This window comes from Blastococcus sp. MG754426, from assembly GCF_021699055.1.
Classification (GTDB): domain Bacteria; phylum Actinomycetota; class Actinomycetes; order Mycobacteriales; family Geodermatophilaceae; genus Blastococcus.
In genome coordinates, this window is record NZ_SSXC01000027.1 from 23,873 (window position 1) to 46,024 (window position 22,152).

General features: G+C 75.1%; 19 protein-coding genes. 10 read left to right on the plus strand and 9 right to left on the minus strand.

The window, feature by feature from the left end:
* Positions 1-69: 69 nt before the first annotated feature.
* Both E9549_RS11075 and E9549_RS11080 read left to right on the plus strand, forming a co-directional pair.
* Positions 70-1,575, plus strand: a complete 1,506-nt coding sequence (locus E9549_RS11075) for an FdrA family protein (RefSeq protein ID WP_236826591.1) — start codon at positions 70-72, stop codon at positions 1,573-1,575.
* Positions 1,572-2,990, plus strand: coding sequence for a DUF1116 domain-containing protein (locus E9549_RS11080; RefSeq protein ID WP_236826592.1), 1,419 nt, complete (start codon positions 1,572-1,574; stop codon positions 2,988-2,990). Before E9549_RS11075 ends, E9549_RS11080 begins: the two co-directional genes overlap by 4 nt.
* A 66-nt stretch (positions 2,991-3,056) precedes the next feature.
* On the opposite strand, the gene E9549_RS11085 is transcribed toward E9549_RS11080, so the two are convergent.
* On the minus strand, positions 3,057-3,785 hold the full coding sequence (locus E9549_RS11085; RefSeq protein WP_236826593.1) for a PilZ domain-containing protein: 729 nt from the start codon (positions 3,783-3,785) through the stop codon (positions 3,057-3,059).
* Positions 3,786-3,913: 128 nt separating this feature from the next.
* The gene (locus E9549_RS11090; RefSeq protein WP_236826594.1) at positions 3,914-4,669 is read right to left on the minus strand and encodes a DUF2470 domain-containing protein; all 756 of its coding nucleotides are present in this window, start codon (positions 4,667-4,669) and stop codon (positions 3,914-3,916) included.
* Between the two features lie 63 nt (positions 4,670-4,732).
* On the opposite strand from E9549_RS11090, the gene rpsD reads away from it, so the two are divergent.
* The 3 genes from rpsD to E9549_RS11105 all read left to right on the plus strand — a co-directional run bounded on the left by rpsD (position 4,733) and on the right by E9549_RS11105 (position 7,900).
* Entirely contained in the window at positions 4,733-5,335 is a 603-nt protein-coding gene (rpsD, locus tag E9549_RS11095; protein ID WP_236826595.1) for a 30S ribosomal protein S4, read from the plus strand.
* 268 nt (positions 5,336-5,603) lie between these two features.
* Positions 5,604-7,286, plus strand: a complete 1,683-nt coding sequence (locus tag E9549_RS11100; RefSeq protein WP_236826596.1) for a PP2C family protein-serine/threonine phosphatase — start codon at positions 5,604-5,606, stop codon at positions 7,284-7,286.
* 17 nt (positions 7,287-7,303) lie between these two features.
* Positions 7,304-7,900, plus strand: coding sequence for an RNA 2'-phosphotransferase (locus E9549_RS11105; RefSeq protein WP_236826597.1), 597 nt, complete (start codon positions 7,304-7,306; stop codon positions 7,898-7,900).
* Here E9549_RS11105 and E9549_RS11110 read toward each other — a convergent pair.
* The 3 genes from E9549_RS11110 to E9549_RS11120 all read right to left on the minus strand — a co-directional run bounded on the left by E9549_RS11110 (position 7,857) and on the right by E9549_RS11120 (position 11,258).
* The gene (locus E9549_RS11110; protein WP_236826598.1) at positions 7,857-8,822 is read right to left on the minus strand and encodes a tripartite tricarboxylate transporter substrate binding protein; all 966 of its coding nucleotides are present in this window, start codon (positions 8,820-8,822) and stop codon (positions 7,857-7,859) included. The genes E9549_RS11105 and E9549_RS11110 overlap by 44 nt on opposite strands.
* A 109-nt stretch (positions 8,823-8,931) precedes the next feature.
* Positions 8,932-10,023, minus strand: coding sequence for a PP2C family protein-serine/threonine phosphatase (locus E9549_RS11115; RefSeq protein ID WP_236826599.1), 1,092 nt, complete (start codon positions 10,021-10,023; stop codon positions 8,932-8,934).
* A gap of 89 nt (positions 10,024-10,112) precedes the next feature.
* A complete protein-coding gene (locus E9549_RS11120; protein WP_236826600.1) occupies positions 10,113-11,258 on the minus strand; it encodes a Cache 3/Cache 2 fusion domain-containing protein in 1,146 nt (381 codons plus the stop codon).
* A gap of 424 nt (positions 11,259-11,682) precedes the next feature.
* Here E9549_RS11120 and E9549_RS11125 point away from each other — a divergent pair, with 424 nt between their 5' ends.
* Positions 11,683-12,084: a hypothetical protein gene (locus E9549_RS11125; protein ID WP_236826601.1), complete on the plus strand. Its 402-nt coding sequence runs from the start codon at positions 11,683-11,685 to the stop codon at positions 12,082-12,084.
* A 60-nt stretch (positions 12,085-12,144) separates the two neighbouring features.
* Positions 12,145-13,851 carry a signal peptidase I gene (locus tag E9549_RS11130; protein WP_236826602.1) on the plus strand — a complete coding sequence of 569 codons (1,707 nt, stop codon included), beginning with the start codon at positions 12,145-12,147 and terminating at the stop codon, positions 13,849-13,851.
* Positions 13,852-13,941: 90 nt separating this feature from the next.
* Here E9549_RS11130 and E9549_RS11135 read toward each other — a convergent pair whose 3' ends face one another.
* Genes E9549_RS11135 through E9549_RS11145 form a run of 3 tightly spaced genes read right to left on the minus strand, consistent with a single transcriptional unit; the run spans position 13,942 to position 16,595 of the window.
* Complete coding sequence (locus E9549_RS11135) at positions 13,942-15,045, minus strand: ring-opening amidohydrolase (RefSeq protein ID WP_236826603.1); 1,104 nt, start codon at positions 15,043-15,045, stop codon at positions 13,942-13,944.
* Positions 15,046-15,056: 11 nt separating this feature from the next.
* Complete coding sequence (locus tag E9549_RS11140) at positions 15,057-16,010, minus strand: carbamate kinase (RefSeq protein WP_236826604.1); 954 nt, start codon at positions 16,008-16,010, stop codon at positions 15,057-15,059.
* A 54-nt stretch (positions 16,011-16,064) separates the two neighbouring features.
* A complete protein-coding gene (locus tag E9549_RS11145; RefSeq protein ID WP_236826605.1) occupies positions 16,065-16,595 on the minus strand; it encodes a GNAT family N-acetyltransferase in 531 nt (176 codons plus the stop codon).
* Between the two features lie 104 nt (positions 16,596-16,699).
* Between E9549_RS11145 and E9549_RS11150 the strand changes: the two genes are divergently transcribed.
* Positions 16,700-17,869 (plus strand): benzoate/H(+) symporter BenE family transporter, encoded by a 1,170-nt coding sequence (locus E9549_RS11150; protein ID WP_236826606.1) that lies wholly within the window; start codon positions 16,700-16,702, stop codon positions 17,867-17,869.
* A gap of 3 nt (positions 17,870-17,872) precedes the next feature.
* Here E9549_RS11150 and E9549_RS11155 read toward each other — a convergent pair whose 3' ends face one another.
* The gene (locus tag E9549_RS11155) at positions 17,873-18,718 is read right to left on the minus strand and encodes a PHP domain-containing protein (protein WP_236826607.1); all 846 of its coding nucleotides are present in this window, start codon (positions 18,716-18,718) and stop codon (positions 17,873-17,875) included.
* Between the two features lie 80 nt (positions 18,719-18,798).
* Between E9549_RS11155 and E9549_RS11160 the strand changes: the two genes are divergently transcribed.
* Positions 18,799-21,027 (plus strand): RecQ family ATP-dependent DNA helicase, encoded by a 2,229-nt coding sequence (locus tag E9549_RS11160; protein WP_236826608.1) that lies wholly within the window; start codon positions 18,799-18,801, stop codon positions 21,025-21,027.
* A gap of 54 nt (positions 21,028-21,081) precedes the next feature.
* Positions 21,082-21,708 (plus strand): alpha-ketoglutarate-dependent dioxygenase AlkB, encoded by a 627-nt coding sequence (locus E9549_RS11165; RefSeq protein ID WP_236826609.1) that lies wholly within the window; start codon positions 21,082-21,084, stop codon positions 21,706-21,708.
* Positions 21,709-22,152: the final 444 nt, after the last annotated feature.

The window sequence follows — 22,152 nt, forward strand, 5'->3', positions numbered from 1 at the left end:
TGCTAAATCGTTGTTGCAACGAGATGCCGATACTTCACCGCTGAGAGATCTGTGGGTACGGTGCCGAGGATGAGCCCCTCAGCCCCCTCCGGTGGAGACGCCGCGGTCTCGGTGCAGCTGCGATCCGGCGTCTACGCCGACTCGGTCAAGCTGATGCAGGTGAGCCGCCGGATCGGTGCCCGGGAGGGCGTCTCCGCCGTCCTCGTCGCCATGGCCACCCCGCTGAACCTCGAGCTCGCGGCGAACATGGGCCTCGCGCCCGAGGAGCCGACGAGCCCCGAGCAGCTGCTGATCGCCGTCCGCGCGGCCGACGAGGGGGCGCTCGCCGAGGCGCTCGCCGACGTCGACGCCGCCCTGGCCGAGCGGGAGCGCTCGACCGGCACCGCCGCCGCGATCCCGCACCGCACCACCGGCGCCGGGCTCGACGAGCTCTCCCCCGAGTCGCCGGCCCTGGCGATCGTCAGCGTGCCCGGCCAGTACGCCGCCGCCGAGGCCGCCGACGCGATCGCCGCCGGGCGCAGCGTCCTGGTCTTCTCCGACGGCGTCCCGGTCGAGCAGGAGGTCGCCCTCAAGCGCGCCGCCCACGACGCCGGGGTGCTCGTCATGGGGCCCGACTGCGGGACGGCGATCGTCTCCGGCGTCGCCCTCGGCTTCGCCAACGTCGTCCGCCCCGGGCCGGTGGGCCTCGTGGCGGCGAGCGGCACCGGCGCCCAGCAGGTCTCCTGCCTGCTCGACATGGCCGGCGTCGGCGTCTCGCACGTGCTCGGCGTCGGCGGGCGCGACCTCAAGGAGGAGGTCGGGGGGCTTGCCACGCTCGACGCGCTCGCCGCCCTGGACGCCGACCCCGCCACCGAGCGCGTGCTGCTGGTGTCCAAGCCACCCGCGCCCTCGGTGGCCGCCGCGGTCACCGAGGCCGCCGGCAAGCTGTCGGTGCCGGTGCGATCCGCCGTCCTCTCGCCCGAGAGCCCCGACCTGACCGCCGCCGTCGAGGCGCTGCTCGCCGACATGGGGCTCGACGTCCCGGTGTGGCCGTCGCGTCCGGGCCCCGCCGAGGCCGCCGTCCCCGGCGCAGCGCTCAAGGGGCTCTACTCCGGGGGCACGCTGGCCGACGAGGCGATGCTGCTGGCCTCCCCGGCGCTCGGCGGCATCCGCTCGAACATCCCGCTGCAGCCGGACCTCGACCTCGGTACGGACCTGTCCGCCCCCGGCCACCTGGTCGTCGACTTCGGCGACGACGCCCTCACCGTGGGCCGCGCGCACCCGATGATCGACCCCACGCTGCGGCTGGAGGCGATCGAGGCGCTCGCCGCCTCCGACGAGCCCGCCGTCCTGCTGCTCGACGTCGTCCTCGGGTACGGCGCGGACCCCGATCCCGCCGGCGCGCTCGTGCCGGCGCTGACCGCCGCCCGCGAGCGGCGCGCGCTGCCGGTCGTCGTCGCGCTGATCGGCACCGAGGGCGACCCGCAGGGCTGGTCGCGGCAGGCCGACGCGCTCGCCGCCGCGGGCTGCGCGGTCTTCTCCTCCAACGCCGCGGCCACGCGGTACGCCCTCGACCTGCTGGGAGCCTCCGCATGAGCCTGCAGAACCTGCTCTCCGGCCCGCCGGCGATCGTCGCCGCCGGCGTCGACGTCTTCTCCGAGGCGCTGCGCGCCCAGGGCGCCGACGTGCACGACGTCGACTGGCGCCCGCCGGGCTTCGGCGACCCGGCCGACCTCGCCGCGCTGGCGCTGGACCCCCGCCGGGCCGCGGCCAACCGCACCGCGGTCGAGCGGCTCATGGCGGCCGGCTCCGTGCTCGTCGACGTGCGGCCCGCCCGCGAGGTGATCGGCCTCACCGACCGCACGCTGCTGCACTCCGGCCCGCCGCTGGAGTGGGAGAACGCCTCCGGGCCGATGCGTGGCGCCCTGGTGGGCGCCTGCCTGTTCGAGGGGTGGGCCGCCGACGTCGAGGAGGCCGAGATCCTCCTCGCCACCGGCGCGGTCACCCTCGACCCCTGCCACCACCACCGCACCGTGGGCCCGATGGCGGGCGTCACCAGCCCGTCGATGTGGATGTGGTGCCTGGAGGACCCGGTCACCGGCGGGCAGGCGTTCTGCAACCTCAACGAGGGCCTCGGCAAGGTGCTGCGCATGGGCGCCTTCAACGAGGAGGTGCAGGCCCGGCTGCGGTGGATGCGCGACGTCCTCGGTCCGGTGCTGTCCAAGGCGGTGCGCGGCTCGATCGACGCCGGCAACGACCCGCTCGACGTCAAGGCCGTGCTGGCCCAGATGCTGCAGATGGGCGACGAGGCGCACAACCGCAACCGCGCCGGCTCCCTCATGGCGCTGCGCGAGCTGTCGCCGGCCATCGTGGCCAGCGGCGCGCCGTCGTCCGACATCGCCGACGTGCTGCGCTTCATCGGCGGCAACGAGCACTTCTTCCTCAACCTCGGCATGCCGACGGCGAAGCTCGCGCTCGACGCCGCCCGCGGCATCCCCGGTTCGACGATGCTCACGGTGATGTCGCGCAACGGCACGGAGTTCGGCATCCAGACCTCCGGCACCGGCGACCGCTGGTTCACCGGCCCGGCCAACACCCCGGTCGGCCTGTTCCTCGGCGACTACGGGCCGGACGACGCCAACCCCGACATCGGCGACTCCGCGATCATGGAGACCTACGGCATCGGCGGGTTCGCGATGGCGGCGGCGCCGGCGATCGTCCGGTTCGTCGGTGGCACCGTGCCCGACGCCCTGGCGACGACGGAGCGCATGTACCAGCTGACGCTGGCGGAGAACCCGGCGATGCAGATCCCGATCATGGGCTTCCGCGGCTCGCCCACGGGGATCGACGTGCTCAAGGTGGCGCGCACCGGGTGGCTGCCGCAGATCAACACCGGCATGGCCGGCCGGGTCGCCGGCACCGGCCAGGTCGGCGCCGGGCTGGTGCAGCCGCCGCAGCAGTGCTTCGAGCAGGCCCTGGCCGCGCTGGCCGAGGAGGCCCGCACCGCCTGATCCCGCGGCGGACGCGAGGAACTCGTGGCCATCAGCGGCTGGTGACCACGAGTTCGTCGCATCCGGTCAGAGCATGCCGCGGGAGCGCAGCTGGCGGAGCCCGGCGAAGACGTGCCGGCGGATCAGGTCCTGGGTCTTCTCCGGCATGTCGAGGAACCGCAGGCTCAGCTCGATGCCGCCGTCCTGGCGCGGGATCCGCCGGATGACCTCGCCGCGGCAGGCGACTTCCTCCCGGTCATCCAGGCGCACGACCAGCGGGAGGACCGCGCCGACGCGCAGCGGGTTGCCGGCGTCGGGGCCGCCGTCCGCCACCGGCTGCTCCGGCGCGACGCCCGCCGTGGGCTGCCCGGCCGGCGCGGGGGCTCGCGCGGGCTCGCGCGGGGCGAACAGCGCCCGGATCCCGCCCTCGCTGATGTCCACGGTCAGGCCGTGCAGCACGTCCGGCCCGACGGTCATCTGCACCTGCAGGCTGAGCGGCGCGCGCACCGCGGACCGCCGCTGCCCCCGGGTCGACGGGCCGACGGGGCGCAGCCGCCACTGCGGCGGGTGCAGCTCCGCGGCGATGAGCTCGGTGGGGAGGGAGCGCAGCTCCTCCGGCCCGCGCCAGATCACCTCGACGTGCTCGCCTGCCTCCAGGCGGACCCGCCGCCGCGAGCGGTCCTCGCCGATCGACACCACGATCTCGGTGGGGTCCGAGGACTCGACCAGGCTGATCAGCACGTCCCCCCGGCTCGTGGCCAGCAGGTCCACCACCGTGCGCGCTTCCGGGTAGTCCACCCCTGCGTCCACCAGCATCACGGCCCCTCCTCCTTCTAGAACGGACGCGTCTTGGATCGCGCGCAGGCTAGTGGGCGGAGAGGGGCGCTGCCCCGCATTCCCGGCGGAACGGCGGCCGGCGTGTCGTCGTACCGGGAGGCGGCGGCTCAGGCGGGGCCGCAGGTGAGCAGGTGGTCGACGGCGGCGGCGAACCCGTCCACGTCGTCCAGCGCCTCCGCGAACGGCACCCGCAGGTCGTAGCAGCCGCTGCGGCCCTGCACCCGGAACCGGACGCCGAAGCGGTCCAGCCCCAGCAGTCGGACGTCGTCGTGCCGCCCGGCCCAGCGCTGGACCCGCCCGCGGAGCCGCCCCAGTGGCGCCCGGTGGCGGGCCACCAGCTCCGACTCCGCCCCGCTGACGGGATCGGGCCGGGCGGCCCGGAAGTCGTCGGGGTCGACGTCGGCGCGGGTGCCGGACTCCTCCAGCTCCACCTCGGCGAGGTCCAGGCGCACCAGCGACGCGCCGAGGCCGACCTCGAACAGGACGTCGGCCGGCGAGCTGCCGGCGAAGTCGAGCACCAGCCGCGGCACGTCCCGCTCCTGAACCGGCGCGAGCCACCCGCCGAGCTGCACCAGGCCGCGGACGGGGTGGCGCAGCGGGAAGGGCGCCCGGTCGGCGACGGTCAGCCGCGCGGGGACGTCGCCCAGCGGGGAGCTCCGCAGCGCCGCCACGACCCCGCCGTCGGTCGGGACGACGAGCAGCACGTCGCCGTCGGCCGTCGTCGTCGCGGCCAGCACCGCGCAGGACCCGGTCCCGGCCACGTGGAGGGCGGCGGAGGAGCGCACCGCGACCGTGCGGGCGCGCTCGGCCGCCGGCGGCTGCCGGTCGACGGCCGCGGAGGAGGGGGTGGGGCCGGCCGTCATGGACCACCTCGGGGTGCTCGCGGATGAGTAGTAAGGTGAGCCTAACCAAACCGGAGGTCCCGAGTGAACACGCCCCGTCCCAAGGTCCGGCTCAGCCGCGCGCTGGGCATCCCGCTCACCCCGAAGTGCGTGCAGTACTTCGAGCGCCGCCCCTACCCGCCGGGCGAGCACGGGCGGAAGCGTCGCAAGGACAGCGACTACTCCACCCGCCTCAAGGAGAAGCAGCGGCTGCGCGCCCAGTACGACATCAGCGAGACGCAGCTGCGCGCCGCCTTCGACCGCGCGAAGCGCTCCGGCGGCAAGACCGGCGAGGCGCTGATCCAGGACCTCGAGTCGCGGCTGGACGCCACGGTGCTGAGGGCCGGCTTCGCCCGCACGATCTACCAGGCCCGCCAGTTCGTCACCCACCAGCACGTGCTGGTCAACGGCAAGCGGGTCGACCGGCCGTCCTACCGGCTCGCGCCCGGGGACTTCGTGCAGATCGCGGAGAGGTCGCGGACGAAGGAGCCGTTCGTCGTCGCCGCATCCGGCGCGCACGCCGAGGCGCCGACGTACCTCGAGGTGCGGCTGGCCGACCTGACCGCCCGCTACGAGCGGACGCCGTCGCGCGAGGAGGTGCCGGTCGTCTGCGAGGAGCAGCTGGTCGTCGAGTACTACTCCCGCTGACCGGTGCGCCCGGGCCCGTGCCCGCCGTGCGCCGGTCGCCGCGGGCCCGCGTCGGGCCGGAGATCCGGCGACCGCGCGTGCATCCGGTGGGGTGGCGCCCGGTCGTGCCCGATTCACCTGCGGTCGGTCCAGGTGCGAGGATGCGAGCGGCGCGCGCGGACAGCCACCGGTTCGGTGGTGCGGGCGTGCCCGGCGGGTGGGGAGCGGTGCGCTGAACAGCCAACTGGCGGAGCTGATCCCCGGTCACCCCCGGTCGGAGCTCCAGCGGATGGTCCTCGAGCACGACTGGGCGCGCACCCCGCTGGGCCCGCAGCAGGACTGGTCGCCGACGCTGCGCACCGCCGTCGGCCTCTGCCTGAACTCCCGGTTCCCCATGCTGCTCGTGTGGGGGCCCGAGCTCGTCATGATCTACAACGACGGCTACGCCGCGATCCTCGCCGGCCGGCACCCCGCGGCCCTCGGCGGGCGGGTGGCCGACGTCTGGCCCGAGGTCTGGGCCGACATCGAGCCCATGATCACCGAGGTCCTCGCCGGGGGCGCCACGTACGACGAGGACCTCCCGCTGACCATGACGCGGCACGGGTACGACGAGGAGACCTACTTCACCTTCGCCTACAGCCCGGTCGTCGAGCCGGGCGGCGGCGTGGTCGGCTTCCTCGACACCGTCGTCGAGACGACGTCCCGCGTCCTCACCGCCCGGCGGCTCGGCGTCCTGCAGCGGCTGGGCAGCCTGCCGCGCGCCGCGCACGGGGACACCACCGAGGCGGTCGTCACCGCGCTCGGGCTGCTCGCCGATGCCCGGTCCGACTGCCCGTTCGCCCTGGTCTACCTCGCCGACGACGAGGGCGTGCCGCGCTTCGTGGCCGGGCAGGGACTCGCCGGGCACGAGGGGCCGGCGCCGGTGGAGGTCCCGGAGCAGGTGTTCCGGGCGATGGCCACGGGGGAGGCGCAGGCGGTCACCGGCCTGGCCGCCCTCCTCCCGGGCGGACAGGCCTCCGGTGCGAGCCCCGCCGGGCGGGACGCCGTCCACACCGCCGTCGTCCTGCCGCTCACCGCCGCCGGCGCGGAACGGCCGATCGGGGCCGTGGTCCTCGGCGCCAGCCCCCACCTCCCGCTCGACCACGACTACCGCGTCTTCATGGCGCTGGTCGCGGGGCAGGTCGCCGCGACCGTCGCCGACGCGCAGGCGGTCGCGGCCGAGCGGCGCCGGGCCGAGGAGCGGGCGCGGTCGGACCAGGCTCGCGCCCAGTTCTACACCGACGTCGCCGTCACCCTGCAGCGCGCGGTCCTCGGCCCCACCGTGCTGCCTCCGGGCTTCGCCGTCCACTACCAGCCGGCGACCGGGACCCTCGAGGTGGGCGGCGACTGGTACGACGTGGTCGACCTGCCCGGCGACGGCTACGGGGTCGTGGTGGGCGACGTGGTCGGGCGCGGGCTCTCCGCCGCCGCGGTGATGGGTCAGCTGCGCAGCGCCGGGCGCGCCCTGCTGCTGGAGAGCAGGTCCCCCTCGCAGGTGCTCGCGGCGCTCGACCGGTTCGCCGACATGGTCCCCGGTGCCGCCGTCAGCACGGTGTTCTGCGCGGTCGTCGATCCCGCCACGGGTGCGCTGCGCTACAGCAGCGCGGGTCACCCGCCGGCGGTCCTCGTCGACGCCGACGGCCGTACGAGCCTGCTGCGGGACGCGGACTCCCTGCCCCTCGCGGTCGTCGACGAGCTGCACCGGCCCGAGGCCGAGGCGGTGCTCCCGGCCGGCTCCACGCTGCTGCTCTACACCGACGGCCTGGTCGAACGCCGGGACGAGGCGATGGACGAGGGGATCGAGCGGGCCGCGGCGGCCCTGGTCGAGGGGCGGCACCTGGCCCCGGCCGAGCTCACGGCGCTGCTCACCGAGCGCCTGCTGGGTGACGCCCCGGACGACGACGTCGCGTTCGTGGTCGTCCGGCGCAGCTGAGGCGGGCGGAGCGGGCCGTGGACGTCGTCCGGACGAGCAAGCGGCTGTCGTTCGTACTGCGCCACCGCCCCGACTCGGTCGGCCTCACCCTCGACGAGGCGGGCTGGGCCGACGTCGGCCGGCTGCTCGCCGCGCTCGGGATCACCCGGGAGGAGCTCGAGCACGTGGTGGCCGCGAACGACAGGCGCCGGTTCGCCTTCGACGGCACCGGCACGCGGATCAGGGCCAGCCAGGGTCACAGCGTCCCGGTCGACCTCGGCTACCTCCCCGAGCCGCCGCCGCAGGAGCTGTTCCACGGCACCGTCGAGCGGTTCCTCCCGGCCATCCTGCTCGAGGGGCTGCGGCCGGGCCGCCGGCACGCGGTCCACCTGTCCGCCGACGTCGTCACCGCGCGGGCGGTCGGCGGGCGACGCGGCCGCCCGGTCGTGCTCCGGGTGGACGCGGCCGGCATGACCGCGGACGGCGCCGCCTTCCGCCGGTCGGCCAACGGCGTGTGGCTGGTGGACGCCGTTGCCCCGCGCTACCTCACCGTGGTGGGCGCCGCCACCGACCCGGGAGGGGAGCCGCCGCTCACCCGTCCAGGACGCCGCGGAAGGTCTCCTCGGTCTCGGTGAACAGCTCCGCCAGGCCCTCGCCGTCGATGAACTCCTCCGGTACGTAGCGCTCGTCCAGCGCCTCGACCACGCTCGCCTCCTCAGCGGCGCTGCGGAGCGTCTCCTCGAGCGTCTGCTGCACGTCGTCGGGCAGCCCGGCGGGCGCGATGACCCCGAAGGTGGTCGTGCTCTGGACGAGCTCCGGGTACCCCTCCTCGACGAAGGTGGGGGCGTCGACGTAGGGCAACGGCTCCTCGCTGCCGACGGCCAGCACCCGCAGGTCGCCCGCCTCGATGGCCGGCAGCACGTCCTGCGAGAGGTTGAGGAAGCCGGCGGTCACGTTGCCGCCGAGCAGCGCCGTCTGCACCTCGGAGTTGCCGTCGAACGGGACGACGGTCAGCGGCACGTCGTAGAGCTGGGTGATCCGCCGCGTCTCGGCGGCGTGCGTGTTGGTGGCGCCGGGCGTGCCGACGGTGACCGCACCGGGCTCCTCCTGGGCGGCGCCGAACAGCGACGCCAGGTCCTGGTGGGGTGAGTCGGCGGGCACCACGATGCCCGACGGGACCCGGGTGACGACGCCGATCGGGGTGAAGTCCTCGCGGGTGTAGCCGACGTCGTTGGTCAGGTAGTTGAGCACCGCCGTCGGCAGCGCGGTCATGGAGAGGGTGTGCCCGTCGGCGTCCTGCTGGATCAGCTCCTGGTACGCGGTCGCCCCCGAGGCGCCCGGGAGGTTCTCGACGACGACGGTCTCGCCCAGCTCCTCCTGCATGTGCGAGGCCAGGGCGCGCGCCGCGATGTCGGTCGGCCCGCCCGCGGTGTACGGGACCAGCAGCCGGACGTTCTGGGACGGGAAGCCGCCCTCGCCCGGCCCGGGGTCGTCGGAACCGCACGCGGTCAGGGCGGTGGCGGTGAGCAGGGCGGCGAGCACGCGGGAAGTTCGCATGGGGGCTCCTGATGTGGGGACGGCGTCGCCGTCGCACCGGGTCACCGCCCGTGTCCGGCGGTGCGCCCATCGTGCGGCATCCCGGCCGGCCCGGCATCTGCGCCGCCCGTCAGGCGGGGAGCCGCACCGCCAGCAGGGCGATGTCGTCGTCGCCCCGGCTCCCCAGGGCGCTGAGCAACCCGTCGCACATGCGGCCCAGCGGTTCGCGGCCGATGTCCCGCAGCGTCCGCACCAGCCAGGTGGTGCCGTCGTCGAGGGTCATGCCGCGGCGCTCGACCAGCCCGTCGGTGTACAGCAGCAGCGTGTCCCCCCGGCGCAGCAGCACGTCGTGGTCGGTGCGGGCCGGCCCGTCGCCGGGGCCGGCTCCCAGCAGCCGGTCGGGCATCCGCTCCAGCACCTCGACCCGCCCGTCGGCCCGCACGACCACCGGCGGCGGGTGCCCCGCGTTGGACCACTGCAGCGGCACCGCGTCGGCGCCCCCGTCCCGCGGGTCGACGGTGGCCACGGCGACCGTCACCAGCGTGTCCAGGCCCAGGCCCGCGAGGACGTCGTCCAGCGCGGTGAGCGCGGCCGCGGGGGAGCCGTGCCCGACCCGGGCCAGGGCACGCAGCATGCCGCGGGTCTGCGCCATGGTCGCCGCCGCCGGGGCGTCGTGCCCGGCGACGTCGCCGATGACCAGCATCGTCCGTCCGTCGGTGAGCGGGAAGGCGTCGTACCAGTCCCCGCCGACCTGGGCGTCCCGCGCGCCGGGCAGGTAGCGGGCGGTGGTCTCCAGCCCCGGGACGGTCGGGACCTCGCCCAGCAGGGCCCGCTGCAGCGTCTCCCCCGTACGGACGGCGGCCCGCGTCGCCGCGGCCTCCGCGCTGAGCCGGGCGACGTGGGCCTCCCGGCGCAGCCGCAGCTGGCAGGTGAGCACGGCGAGGGCGCCACCGAGGGCGACGGCGACCAGGCGGATCGTCTGCGCCACCGCCGTCTCGGCGGTGTACTGCTGGCTGTAGAGGCCCAGCAGGGTGGCGACGACGAAGGCGGCCGCGGCATAGGCGACCGTGGCCCGCCGTCCCAGGAAGGTGGCCGACGCGAGCGGGGCGATGACGCTGAGGCCGAGCACCACCTGGCCGCGGCCGCTGACGATCTCGGCGGCGACGACGAGCAGCAGCACGAGGGCCGGGAGGGCAGCGTTGACGCGCCGTGACCGCTTCACCGCATCCCCCTCGAGCCGCCCGGCGACGGGGCGCGTACGGCGCTCAACCTAGAGGACGGGCACCGGTGGACAGGTCGTGGCGGACGCGGTCACGCCCCCGTGCCGGGCAGCGCGTCCAGCGGCAGCCCGACGTAGAGCATGCCGATCAGGGCGCCTCCGTCGTCGTGCAGCCCGGTGTAGGCGGTGAAGTACGGCCGCTCGGCCACCGTGGCCGCGCCGGTGTAGGTCTGGCCGGCGAGGACGGCCGCGAGCACGGGGTTGGGGCGGCCGTCGGGGTCGGTCCGGGAGATGGCGGTGCCGATGTTGCGCCGGCCGGCCGGGTCCAGCACCGTCGTCGCCACCCGCACCATGCCGGCGTCGCCGTCCAGGCGCTGGAACAGCGTGCAGCTGCCCCCGACCTCGCGGACCACGTCGTCCACGAGCACCGCCGGGCGCCGGGGGTCGTCGGTGCGCTCCAGCGGCCGGTCGCCGAGGAGCAGGTCGGGGAGCTCCGCGGTGCGGGTGGCCCCGGTGGCCTGGTCGCGCACGGTCAGCCGGGTGCGGCCCTCGCCGAGCCGCGCGCCGCCGAGGCCGGCCAGCCGCTGCTCGGCCACCGCCAGCGCCCGGCGGACGTAGACCACCCGCTGGCTCTCGGCCAGCTGCCCGACGGCCTCGCTGATCCGGGCGGAGCCGCCGGCGGCCCGCTCGACGTTCTGCACGACGCGGTCGGTGGCCGCCCGCTGCTGCTCGACGGCGGCGGCGATGGTGTCCTGCGCCTCGGCGATGGAGCCCAGCGTGCCGGTGATCCGGCGGACCGCCTCGACGGCCTGCTGGGTCTCCCGCCGCACCGCGGTGATCTGCGCGTCGATGTCGCGGGCGGCCTGCGCCGTCCGGTCGGCGAGCTCCTTGACCTCGTCGGCGACGACGGCGAACCCGCGGCCGAGCTCGCCGGCGCGGGCGGCCTCGACGGAGGCGTTGAGCGCGAGGAAGCGGCTCTGCTGGCTGATCGCCCCGACCAGCCGGACGAACCGGGTGATCGACTCGCTGGCGGCCTGCAGCGCGGCGATCCGCTCGTCGACGGCGCGCGCGTCGTGCACGGCCTCCTCGGCGACGACCGAGGCGCGGCCGGTGCTGGCGGAGATGTCGCCGATGGCGGCGCGCAGCTCGGCGAGCGAGGCGGCGGCCTCCGCCGAGGTGTCGGAGACCTCGCGGGAGGCCCGCGCGAGGACGCCGGCCTGCTGGGCGGCGTCCTCCATGCTGGTGTCCCGCTCGGCGGCGCGCCGGGGTGCCCGCGGTGCCGGGACGGCCGCCGCCGGGGCGAGCGGAGCGGGGCCTGACGACGCGGACGGACGCACGACCCGTTCCCTCCTGCAGTTGCACCTGCCCGCGGGCCGGGGAGGTTCCGGGACACGCTAGGCCGTACCCCCGCCGCCCCTGGAAGGCGCGCCGGGAGGTGGCCGAGACGACTCGGCCGAGCCATTCCGGAGCCATTCCGGAGCCATTCCGGTCACCGTCCCGGAACTGTCGACTCGGCGACTCCGGCTTCTTCTGGGACAGGAGTTGAGAAGGCGCGGGGCCCTGCCGAGAACTGGGGCGTCAACGAATCGGCGCAGCCAGCACGTGGACCGGGTGACCAGCATCCCGGCGGGTCTGGGCCACTGAGAGAACAGGACCACTGCCATGCGCCTGTCGCGCGTTCTGCTCGCCGGTGTCGCGGTCGCCGGCGTCGCCGCCACCTCCTCCGCCTTCACCGCGGGCAACACCAACAACGCGACGAGCGATGACGTCGTCGGCTACATGGACTACACGGCGACGGGTGTCACCGTCAGCAACATCGCCTACACCCCCCTCGGCACGGACGCCTCGAAGCTCGACATGATCGTCTTCACGATCACCGAGGACGCCACCGACATGAACGCCCTCCTGACTCTCCGTGCGGGAGCCACCCAGATCACCGGTAGCCCCTTCACCTGTGGCTACGAAGCGGTCGCCACGACCACCCACACCATCAAGTGCGACGTCTCCAACACGATCGACATCGAGACGATCACGGAGGTCGGCCTGACGGTCACGTCCAAGTAGTCGATCCCTCTTCGGCGGAGCGGCTCGCAGAGCCACTCCGCTCCCCGTGGACAGGGCCCCATGACCGCCGCATCACGAGTCGCCAGCACCAGCGCCGTCATCGCGCTGGTGCTGGCGACCGTGTGGTTGTTCTGGCCCGCCGGCCTCGGCGGTGGCACGACGTACGTCTCCACCTTCGGGGACAGCATGGAGCCAGGGTTCTCCGCCGGTGACCTCGCCATCCTCAGCAGGGCCGGTTCCTACTCGGTGGGCGATGTGGTCGCCTACCAGAGCGAGTCGCTGAACACGATCGTCATGCACCGCATCGTCGCCGCGGACGCCGAGGGGTTCGTGACCCAGGGCGACAACAACGACTGGCTCGACGAGGACCGCCCCGCCCAGGAGGAGATCCTGGGCCGGCTGTTCGTCCGCATCCCCCAGGGCGGCACGGCGCTCGAGGCGATCGCCTCCCCGTGGGTGCTCGGCGCCGTCGGTCTCGCGGCCTCCCTCGTCCTCTCCGCGGCACGCCGGAAGCGCGGCGGCTCCCGCGCCCGGGTGCTCCGCCGCCGGCTGCCCGCCCTGCGCCGGCCGTCCCTCGCCGTCCCGTCCTTCCCCGTGCCGTCGATCTCCGTGCCCGCGGTGCGGCTGCCCCAGGTCCGCCGCGGCACGCCGACGGCGCTGGTGCGGGCCCGCGCCCGGCAGGCCGCGCTGGCCGCCGGGGCCGTCGCGCTCGTCGCCGCGCTCGGCGCCGGCGCCCTCTTCGCCGTCCCCGGCACCGAGACCGTCGAGGAGCCGGCCACGGTCACCCAGCAGGGGCGCTTCTCCTACACCGGGACCGCCGAGCGCGGCACCACCTACCCCGACGGGACGGTGGCGACCGGCGACACCGTCTGGACCAGGCTCTCGACCGGGCTGACCGTCTCCTACGAGGACACCGTCACCGGCCCCGACCTCACCGGCCTCCAGGGCGCGCTGCGCCTCGACGTCACCGTGCAGGCCGCCGACGGCTGGACCACCTACCTGACCAGCGGCCCCGTCGTCGGCTACGCGGGCGGGGTGGCGACGGCGTCGGTCGACGTCGACGCCGCCCGCGCCGCCGAGGTGCTGGCGCAGCACTACGCCGAGGTCGGGGCCTCGGGCAGCACCGCGACGCTGACCGTCACCCCCACCGTGGCGCTGTCCGGCAGCGTGCGCGGCACCGCCTTCGAGGCGGGTTCCCCGGCCGGGCTGGACTTCGCGCTGGACCCGACGGCGCTGCGCCTGGCCGGCGACCCCGGGACCGTCCTGACCACGCTGACCCCGACCTCCGTGCCGGTGACGACGGTCGGCCCCCGCTCGTTCGACGTCCTGGCGCTGTCGGTGCCGATCGGCGTCGCACGGGGCGTCGCGCTCGCCGTGCTGGTGCTCGCGCTGGCCGTCGCCGGCGTCGGGGCTCTGCTCGGCCGGGCGGGCCGCGGTGACGCCGCCGACGAGTTCGTCGTGCGGCACGCCGACCGGATCGTCCCCGTGGCGGGGCTCGCCGCGGGCGGCACCGTCATCGACGTCTCGGACGCGGACTCCCTCCGCCGTGTGGCGGAGCGCTTCGACACCGTCGTCCTGCACCACGCCGGCCCGGACGCGGACGTCTTCGCCGTCCGCGACGTGGACGCCACCTACCGGTTCGTGATCCCCGGGGGAGCCGAGCGCCGCGGGCGGCCGCCCGTCCCCGCGCCGTCCCGGCCGGTCGCGGACCAGGAGCTCACCTCACCGCTCCCGCCGGTGGCGGGCCTGCACGGCCTCGTGGCCTGATCCTCGCGAGGAACGACTTCGGGGAAGCAGGGCCCCGGACGACCGTCCGGAGCCCCACCTCCCCGAAGTAGGCGTGCCGCTGAGAGCTGATCAGGCCTTGACGATCGCGGCCACCGGGCCACCGCCGGACGGGCCCTGGTGCACCGCGGCCACCGAGACGAACACCGCCGGGTCGCCGGTCACCGACGCGGTCACGCCGCCGACGCACGCCTTGATCTGGCGGTGCCACGAGACGTCGGAGTCGTCCAGCATCGCGTTGCGGCGCCCGCGCACCTTGCCGTCCGGCGAGGCCTCGCACTTGAGGAACACGTTGACCAGCCGGTCGCCGAGGTCGGTGTGGTGCGGGCGCTCGGGCAGCTCCAGGCCGGCGTCGCGGATCGCGGCCCAGATGCCGTCCTGGTCCAGCGCGTCCTTCATGACCGAGTGGCCGACGCGGTAGCTGCCGCCGTGGCCGCGGGCGTTGCCGACGACGACGATCTGCGCCCGGTCCAGCTCCACGCCCGACGAGCACGACGCGACCGACGAGTACAGCGACAGGTCGCGCATGATCTGCTCCTGCGTCGGCAGCTCGATCTCGCCGAGCGCCACCGCGATCCCCAGCGCCGTCGTGCCGTTGGAGATGTCCATCGAGCCGTGCGGCTCCTCGAGGATCGTCGTCTCCCCGCGCTGGTGGGCGTCGCGGATCGTGTCGATCGTCAGCAGCGGCGTCTTGGTCTGCACGTAGTGCACGTCGGCCGGGTCGGTGATGCCCGCGGCCGCCATCGCCTTCTTCACGCCCTCGGCGACCTTCTCGACCATCGCGACGCGGCCGATGTCCTCGGGCAGCAGGACGTCGCTCATGGCGTAGCCCACGGTCAGCCGCGGCTCGTCGGTCTTCTCGACGGCGTCCTCGGGCAGCGTGGCGAAGATCGTGGCGTGCGGGCTGATGACGCCGTCGGTGCCGCCGGACCACACGATCGGGATGTCGCCGACCTCCTCCTTGCTCCGCGAGCCCTTCTCGAGCAGGACCTCGCGGAAGGCGCGGTCGGCGATGATCCGCGTGTAGTCGTTGATCCCGCCGTTGCCCTCGGTCTTGCCGATGACGGCGACGACGCGGTCGGCCTCCATCACGCCGTCGTCGATGAGCTTGGCGAGCTCGGAGGCGTCGCTGACGTTGTGCAGCGGGACCTTGCGGACCTCGATCGGTGCGGGCATGCGGGTTCCCTTCAGGTGGTGGTGACGACGGTGCCGGCGTCGTCGCCGCGGACGGCGTCGGCGATGTGGTCGAGCGAGGTGATGACGGAACGGGCACCGCCCGCCTCGACGAAACGTAGGGCGGCCTCGACCTTGGGGCCCATCGAGCCGCGGGCGAACTCGCCGGCGGCGGCGAGCTCGCGCAGCTCCGCGACGGTGACCCGGCCCAGCGGGCGCTGCGCGGGGGTCCCGAAGCCGACCATCACGTTCGGGACGTCGGTGGCGATGACCAGGGTGCCGGCGTCCACGTCGCGGGCGAGGATCGCGGCGGTCAGGTCCTTGTCGATGACCGCCTCGACGCCGCGCAGGGCGTGGCCGTCCACGCGGTCGTCGACGACCGGGATGCCGCCACCGCCGGCGCAGACGACGACGAACCCGGCCGCGGCCAGGGCGTGGATGGCGGCGGAGTCGACGACGGACAGCGGCTCCGGCGAGGCGACGACGCGGCGCCAGCCCTTCTCGCCGCGGTCCTCCCACGTCTGCCCGAGCGAGATGAACCGTTCCGCCCGCTCGCGGGGGAGGAAGCGGCCGACCGGCTTCGAGGGCTCGGCGAAGTGCGGGTCGTCGCCGTCGACCAGCGTGCGGGTCACCAGCGCGGCGGTGCGCTGGGGCAGGCGGCGCGCGGCGAGGGCGGCGTCGAGCTCGTCGGCGACGGTGAAGCCGATGGTGGCCTGGGTCTGGGCGACGTTCCAGTCCAGCGGCACCGGCGGCACCTCGTGCGCGGCGAGCTCGTTCTTCACCAGGAGGTTGCCCACCTGCGGGCCGTTGCCGTGGGTGAGCACCACCTGCACGCCGGCGGCCACCACCTCGGCGACGTGCCCGGCGGCCTGCCGGATCGCGTCGCGCTGCGCCTCCGGGGTCGCGGAGCCGTCGGGGCCGGTCATGGCGTTGCCGCCGAGGGCGATCACCACGCGGGTCGACGTCACCCCGCCGACCCTAGCGGCATTTTCCTTAGCGGTGAAGTAGTTGGCCGGAGGAGGTCAGCTCGGATCGACCGGTTCGTCGTCGTACGGACCCAGCGGCCGCTGCGCCCACAGCACGTCGCGCCACCGGCCGTGCTTCCAGCCGATCCGCCGGTAGGTGCCGATCGGCTCGAAGCCCATCGCCGCGTGCAGGGCCTCGCTCGGGTCGTTGGGCAGCGTCATGCCGGCGACCGCGGTCCGGTAGCCGCGCGCGGCCAACCGCTCGAACAGCGCGGTGTAGAGCGCCCGCCCGCCGCCGCGCCGCCCGCGGCCCGGCGCCAGGTAGACGCTCACCTCGCAGGACCACCGGTACGCCGCGCGTTCCTTGTAGGGCCCCGCGTAGGCGTACCCGACGACGGCGCCGTCGTCCTCCAGCACCAGCCAGGCGTGCGTGCGCAGCGCCGCGGCGATCCGGCCGGCCATCTGCTCCGGCGTCGGCGGCTCGGCCTCGAAGGTGATCGCGGTGCCGGTGACGTAGGGCCCGTAGATGGCCGCGCAGGCGGCGGCGTCGGCCACCGTGGCGTCCCGGATGGTCGGAGGAGCACCCATGGGCAGCAACGTAGGGCGGGGACGCCGCCGCGCGGGCGTGAGGTCGCCCACCCCGGCCGGCCGCGGTCCGTGCGCCCCGCCGGGCTGGGCTAGCGTCCCGCGCCGTGCCCGCCGCCCCGTCGTCGACGACCGTCGCCGGGCTGGTGACCGCGCTCGTCGGCTTCCTGAGCTCGTTCGCCGTCGTGCTCACCGGGCTGCGCGCGGTCGGCGCCACGCCGGGGCAGGCGGCCTCGGGCCTGGTCGTCCTCTCGCTGGCGATGGGGCTGGCCACCGTGCTGCTGGCCCAGCGGACGCGGATGCCGATCACCGTCGCGTGGTCCACGCCGGGTGCCGCCCTCCTGGCGACCGCCGCCGCGCCGTCCTGGGAGGTGGCCGTCGGCGCCTTCGTCGTGGTCGGCGCGCTGGTGCTCCTCACCGCGGCGTGGCCCCGGCTGGGTGCCGCGATCGGGGCGATTCCCCCCGTGCTGGCCCAGGCGATGCTGGCCGGCGTCCTCGTCCCGCTGTGCCTGCAGCCGGTCCGGTCCGCGCTGGAGATGCCCTGGCTGGTGGTCCCGGTCGTGCTGGTCTGGGCGCTGCTGCTGCGGTTCTCCGCGCGCTGGGCCGTGCCGGCCGCCTTCGCCGTCACCCTCGGCATCACCGGGTGGCTGGCCTGGCGCGACGGAGGCGTCGACGCCGCGGCGCTGGTCCCGGTCCTCGAGTGGACGACGCCGGACCTCACCTCCACCGCCGCCGTCGGGCTGGCGCTGCCGCTCTTCCTGGTCACCATGGCCTCGCAGAACGTGCCGGGGATGGCGGTGCTGGCGGCCTACGGTTACCGGGCGCCCTGGCGGTCGGCGATGGCCGTCACCGGGGCCGGCACGCTGCTCGGCGCCCCGTTCGGCGGGCACGCGATCAACCTCGCCGCCATCAGCGCGGCGCTGGCCGCCGGGCCCGAGGCCGACCCCGACCCGTCCCGGCGCTGGCTGGCCGCCCGCACCGCCGGCCTCGCGTACGTGGGGTTCGCGCTGGTGTCGGCCGCCGTCGCCGCGCTGGTGGTCACCGCCCCGGCCGGCTTCGTCGCCGCGGCCGCGGGCCTGGCGCTGTGGCCGGTGCTGGCGGCGTCCCTGAGCGGTGCGCTGGCGCGGGCCGAGGACCGCATCCCCGTCGTCGCCACGTTCCTCGTGGCGATCAGCGGCGTCACCGTGGGCGGCATCGGGTCGGCGTTCTGGTCGCTCGTCGTCGGCCTGGCGTTCTGGGCCTGGTACCGGCCGCAGCCCGCCGCCGCCCCGGCCTGATGGTCAGCGGCGCCAGAAGTCGAAGCGGTCGCGCCCCGGCCGGAAGCCGGCGGCCTCGGCGACGGCGACGGCGAGGTCGAACTTCTGCCCGACCGCCGTGGGGGCGTGGGCGTCGCTGCCGAAGCTGACCGCCTCGCCGCCCTCCTCGCGGAACCAGCGGACCTGGTCGGCCGAGGCGAGCGGGCTGCTGGTGTTGATCTCCAGGGCCCGGCCGCTGCCGGCGAGCGCCCGGAACACCGCCCGGTACTCCTCCTCGTAGTCCTTCTCCACGTACCGGTGCGAGCCACCCGGCCAGTACCGGCGCGGGAAGTCCACGTGCGCCAGCACCTGGAAGACGTCGCTGCTCTCGATCATCCCGACCATCTCGCCGAGGTAGCGGCGCATCGTCGCGTCGGCGTCCACGTGCAGCAGCCGTCCCACCCCGACCAGCCGGCCCTCGTCGGAGAGCGAGTGCAGCGAGCCGAGGATCCGGTCGACGGGGGAGTCCTCGAGGTGCTGGGCGATGCTGGCGGCGAACAGGTGCGGCTCGCCGGTCTCGATGCCCGACCAGATGCGCAGCTCGGGGAACCGGTCGCGCACCTCGGCCAGCTCGGCGAAGTACCCCTCGACGTCGATGGGCAGCTGGTGGGCCGGGTAGCGGTCGACCAGCCCCTCCGCGGTGGCCCGGTCCTCGTCGTGCCACACGGTGAAGTCCAGGTGCTCGGTGAACGCGATCGCCGGCAGCCCCTGCGCGATCGCCCGCTCGCAGGCCTTCCGCATGGTCGAGGAGTCGGGCGTGTCCCACGACCAGTGGGTGTGCACGTGGTTGTCGGCCGGCAGCTGCCCCTGGTGTGCCCTCTCGAGTGCCATCGCCTGTGGATTCTCCCCCGCCGTCCCCAGGTCCCGCGCGGCCACCCGTTCCGTCCCTGCCCGTGCCTACTGTCGTCGCCATGAGCACCGCCGCACCGCCGTCCTCGATCGCCGGCTCGGTCCAGGAGGAAGCCCTTGCGATCCTCCGCGAGCTCACCGGCCGCCCCGACGCCGTCTTCCGCGAGGGGCAGGACGCCGCCGTCGCGGCGCTCGTCGAGCGCTCCCAGCGCGCGCTGGTCGTCCAGCGCACCGGCTGGGGCAAGTCCGCCGTGTACTTCGTCTCGACGGCGCTGCTCCGCCGCCGCGGTGCGGGCCCGACGCTGCTGGTGTCGCCGCTGCTGGCGCTGATGCGCGACCAGGTGGCCGCCGCGGCCCGCGCCGGCATCCGCGCGGTGGAGATCTCCAGCGCCAACATGACCGAGTGGGACGACATCGCCGCCCGCCTGGCCGCCGACGACGTCGACGTCCTGCTCGTCTCCCCCGAGCGGCTGACCAACCCGCGCTTCCGCGAGGAGCAGCTGCCCGGCCTCGTCGCCCGCTGCGGGCTGGTCGTCGTCGACGAGGCGCACTGCGTCTCCGACTGGGGGCACGACTTCCGCCCCGACTACCGCCGCATCCGCGACCTGCTGGGCACGCTGCCCACCGGCACACCCGTGCTCGCGACCACCGCCACCGCCAACGAGCGCGTGGTGGAGGACGTCGCCGAGCAGCTGGGCGCCGGCGGCGTCGAGGTGACGACGGTCCGCGGCCCGCTCTCCCGCGACTCGCTGCGGCTGGGCGTGCTGCGGCTGCCGTCGGACCGGGCGCGGCTGGCCTGGCTGGCCGCCCACCTCGGCGACCTGCCGGGCAGCGGCATCGTCTACACGCTCACGGTCGCGGCGGCGGAGGAGACGGCGAACCTGCTCCGCGACGCCGGCCACGAGGTCCGCGCCTACACCGGGCGGCTCGACGACGCCGACCGCAAGGACGCCGAGGAGGCGCTGCGCGAGAACCGGGTCAAGGCGCTGGTCGCCACCTCGGCCCTCGGCATGGGCTTCGACAAGCCCGACCTCGGGTTCGTCGTCCACCTCGGGGCGCCGTCGTCGCCCGTCAGCTACTACCAGCAGGTCGGCCGTGCCGGGCGCGCCGTCGAGCACGCCGACGTCCTGCTGCTCCCCGGCCCCGAGGACATCGCCATATGGCAGTGGTTCGCCACCTCCTCCATGCCGCGGGAGGACCACGCGGCCGCCGTGCTGACCGCGATGGCCGACGGCAAGGCCTGGTCGGTGGCCCGCCTGGAGACGGTCGCCGACGTGCGCCGCTCCCGCCTGGAGCTGCTGCTCAAGGTCCTCGCCGTCGACGGCGCGGTGGAGCGGGTGCAGGGTGGCTGGCGCTCCACCGGGCAGCCGTGGGTCTACGACGCCGACCGCTACGCCCGGGTCACCCGCACCCGGGAGGCCGAGCAGCGCGCGATGCTCGGCTACGCGAAGCCGGTCGACGAGGCCGAGTGCCGCATGGCGTTCCTCCAGTCCGCGCTCGACGACCCGACGGCGGCCCCGTGCGGCCGGTGCGACGTCTGCGCCGGCCCCTGGTACGCGACCGACGTGCCCGAGGGCGCGGCCGAGCAGGCATCGGCGGCCCTGGACCGGCCCGGGGTGGAGCTCGCGCCCCGCGCCATGTGGCCCACCGGCGCCGACCGGCTCGGGGTGGGCGTGAAGGGCAAGATCGCGCCGGGCGAGCAGCTGCACACCGGCCGGGCGGTCGCCCGGCTGACCGACCTCGGCTGGGGTCAGCGGTTGCGCACCCTGCTCGGCGACGACGGCCTGGGCGGCGTGGTCGAGCTCGAGGCGCCGGGCATCGAGGAGGACCCGGACGCCGCCTTCGACGTGCCGGTGCGGCGCTCGGTCTCCGACGTGCCGCCCGACGACGAGCTGCTGCGGGCCTGCGGACGGGTGCTCGCCGCCTGGGACTGGGCTGAGCGCCCGGCAGCGGTGGTGGGGATGCCGTCGCGACGTCGCCCGCAGCTGGTCAGCGGGGTCGCGCAGGGCCTGGCCCGCATGGGGCGGCTGCCCTACCTCGGGGAGCTGTCGCTCGCCCACGGCGGGCCGACCGGTCAGCCGGGGGGCAACAGCGCCTTCCGGCTCGCCGCCGTGTGGGACCGGGTCGTCGTGGGGCCGGAGCTGCGGGAGCAGCTGGCCGCGCTGTCGGGGCCGGTCCTGCTGGTGGACGACCTGGCGGACTCCCGCTGGACCATGACCGTGGCCGGCCGGGAGCTGCGGCGGGCCGGTGCCTCGGCGGTCCTCCCGTTCGTGCTGGCGCTCACCGCCTGAGTTCTCCACAGCTTTTCGCACACATGTGCGAAAAGCCCGGGTAGCGTCTGTCCCATGACGCTGGCGCACCAGCCCTCCATGTGGGACCTCGCCGAGGAGGCCACGCTCGGCCCGCTCGATGCCGTCGTGCGACACCGGCTGGACCGCGGGGCGTGGGTCGACCACCTGCCCGGTTGGGTGTCCGGCTCGGACGAGGTCCTCGAGGTGCTGCTGGGCGACATCGGCTGGCGGGAGGACCGTCGCCGGATGTACGAGCGCGAGGTCGCCGTCCCACGGCTGCTCCGGTGGTACGGCGGGGACGAGCAGCTTCCGCACGCGCTGCTCACCGAGGCTCGCGAGCAGCTCAACCGGCACTACGGGCCCGAGCTGGGCGAGCCGTTCGTCTCCGCCGGCATGTGCCTGTACCGGGACGGGCGCGACAGCGTGGCCTGGCACGGCGACCGCATCGGGCGTGGGCGCTCCACCGACACGATGGTCGCCATCGTCTCGTTCGGCTCACCGCGGCCGCTGCTGCTCCGGCCGGTCGGCGGGGGCGAGTCCCTGCGGTTCCCCCTGGGGCACGGCGACCTGGTCGTGATGGGCGGTTCCTGCCAGCGCACGTGGGAGCACTGCATCCCGAAGACGACGCGGCCGGTGGGCCCGCGGGTCAGCGTCCAGTTCCGCCCCCGCGGCGTCGCCTGAACCGCCGGCCCCGCCCCGGCTCGGCGAGGGGGCCCGGCGCCGGCGTCGGCCGGGCCGGCCAGGCGCCGGCGGGCGTGCGGGGGGCCACACCGGACCCCCCTGCACGACCCCTCCGAGGCCGTGTATGGTTCCTCCTGCACCGAGCGAGAACGGACCGGGCCGCGAGGCCCGGGAAACCGCCGGCAGAGCCCCTGAGGCCGAGCTGCTGCGGAGCCCGGTGTACAGTGGAAAAACCGCCGCGAACGAAGGCCGAGAAATCGGCCGGAAGTCGTGCGCGTCCGCTCCTTGAGAACTCAACAGCGTGCCGAAAGTCAGTGCCAAGTAATACCCCGTGCCGGCCCCGTCGTGGGTTGGCTGGGATTCCTTTGGTTGATTGATATCGAGAGTGTCAGCTCTCGGTTCTCAGCCGGTATCAAATCATCTACGGAGAGTTTGATCCTGGCT

Excerpts from the sequence above, each read along its gene's own strand:
- E9549_RS11075 (WP_236826591.1), top strand. The coding sequence starts at position 70 with ATGAGCCCCTCAGCCCCCTCCGGTGGAGACGCCGCGGTCTCGGTGCAG.
- E9549_RS11080 (WP_236826592.1), top strand. The coding sequence starts at position 1,572 with ATGAGCCTGCAGAACCTGCTCTCCGGCCCGCCGGCGATCGTCGCCGCC.
- E9549_RS11085 (WP_236826593.1), bottom strand. The coding sequence starts at position 3,785 with ATGCTGGTGGACGCAGGGGTGGACTACCCGGAAGCGCGCACGGTGGTG.
- E9549_RS11090 (WP_236826594.1), bottom strand. The coding sequence starts at position 4,669 with ATGACGGCCGGCCCCACCCCCTCCTCCGCGGCCGTCGACCGGCAGCCG.
- E9549_RS11100 (WP_236826596.1), top strand. The coding sequence starts at position 5,604 with ATGGTCCTCGAGCACGACTGGGCGCGCACCCCGCTGGGCCCGCAGCAG.
- E9549_RS11110 (WP_236826598.1), bottom strand. The coding sequence starts at position 8,822 with ATGCGAACTTCCCGCGTGCTCGCCGCCCTGCTCACCGCCACCGCCCTG.
- E9549_RS11120 (WP_236826600.1), bottom strand. The coding sequence starts at position 11,258 with ATGGAGGACGCCGCCCAGCAGGCCGGCGTCCTCGCGCGGGCCTCCCGC.
- E9549_RS11125 (WP_236826601.1), top strand. The coding sequence starts at position 11,683 with ATGCGCCTGTCGCGCGTTCTGCTCGCCGGTGTCGCGGTCGCCGGCGTC.
- E9549_RS11130 (WP_236826602.1), top strand. The coding sequence starts at position 12,145 with ATGACCGCCGCATCACGAGTCGCCAGCACCAGCGCCGTCATCGCGCTG.
- E9549_RS11135 (WP_236826603.1), bottom strand. The coding sequence starts at position 15,045 with ATGCCCGCACCGATCGAGGTCCGCAAGGTCCCGCTGCACAACGTCAGC.
- E9549_RS11145 (WP_236826605.1), bottom strand. The coding sequence starts at position 16,595 with ATGGGTGCTCCTCCGACCATCCGGGACGCCACGGTGGCCGACGCCGCC.
- E9549_RS11155 (WP_236826607.1), bottom strand. The coding sequence starts at position 18,718 with ATGGCACTCGAGAGGGCACACCAGGGGCAGCTGCCGGCCGACAACCAC.
- E9549_RS11160 (WP_236826608.1), top strand. The coding sequence starts at position 18,799 with ATGAGCACCGCCGCACCGCCGTCCTCGATCGCCGGCTCGGTCCAGGAG.
- E9549_RS11165 (WP_236826609.1), top strand. The coding sequence starts at position 21,082 with ATGACGCTGGCGCACCAGCCCTCCATGTGGGACCTCGCCGAGGAGGCC.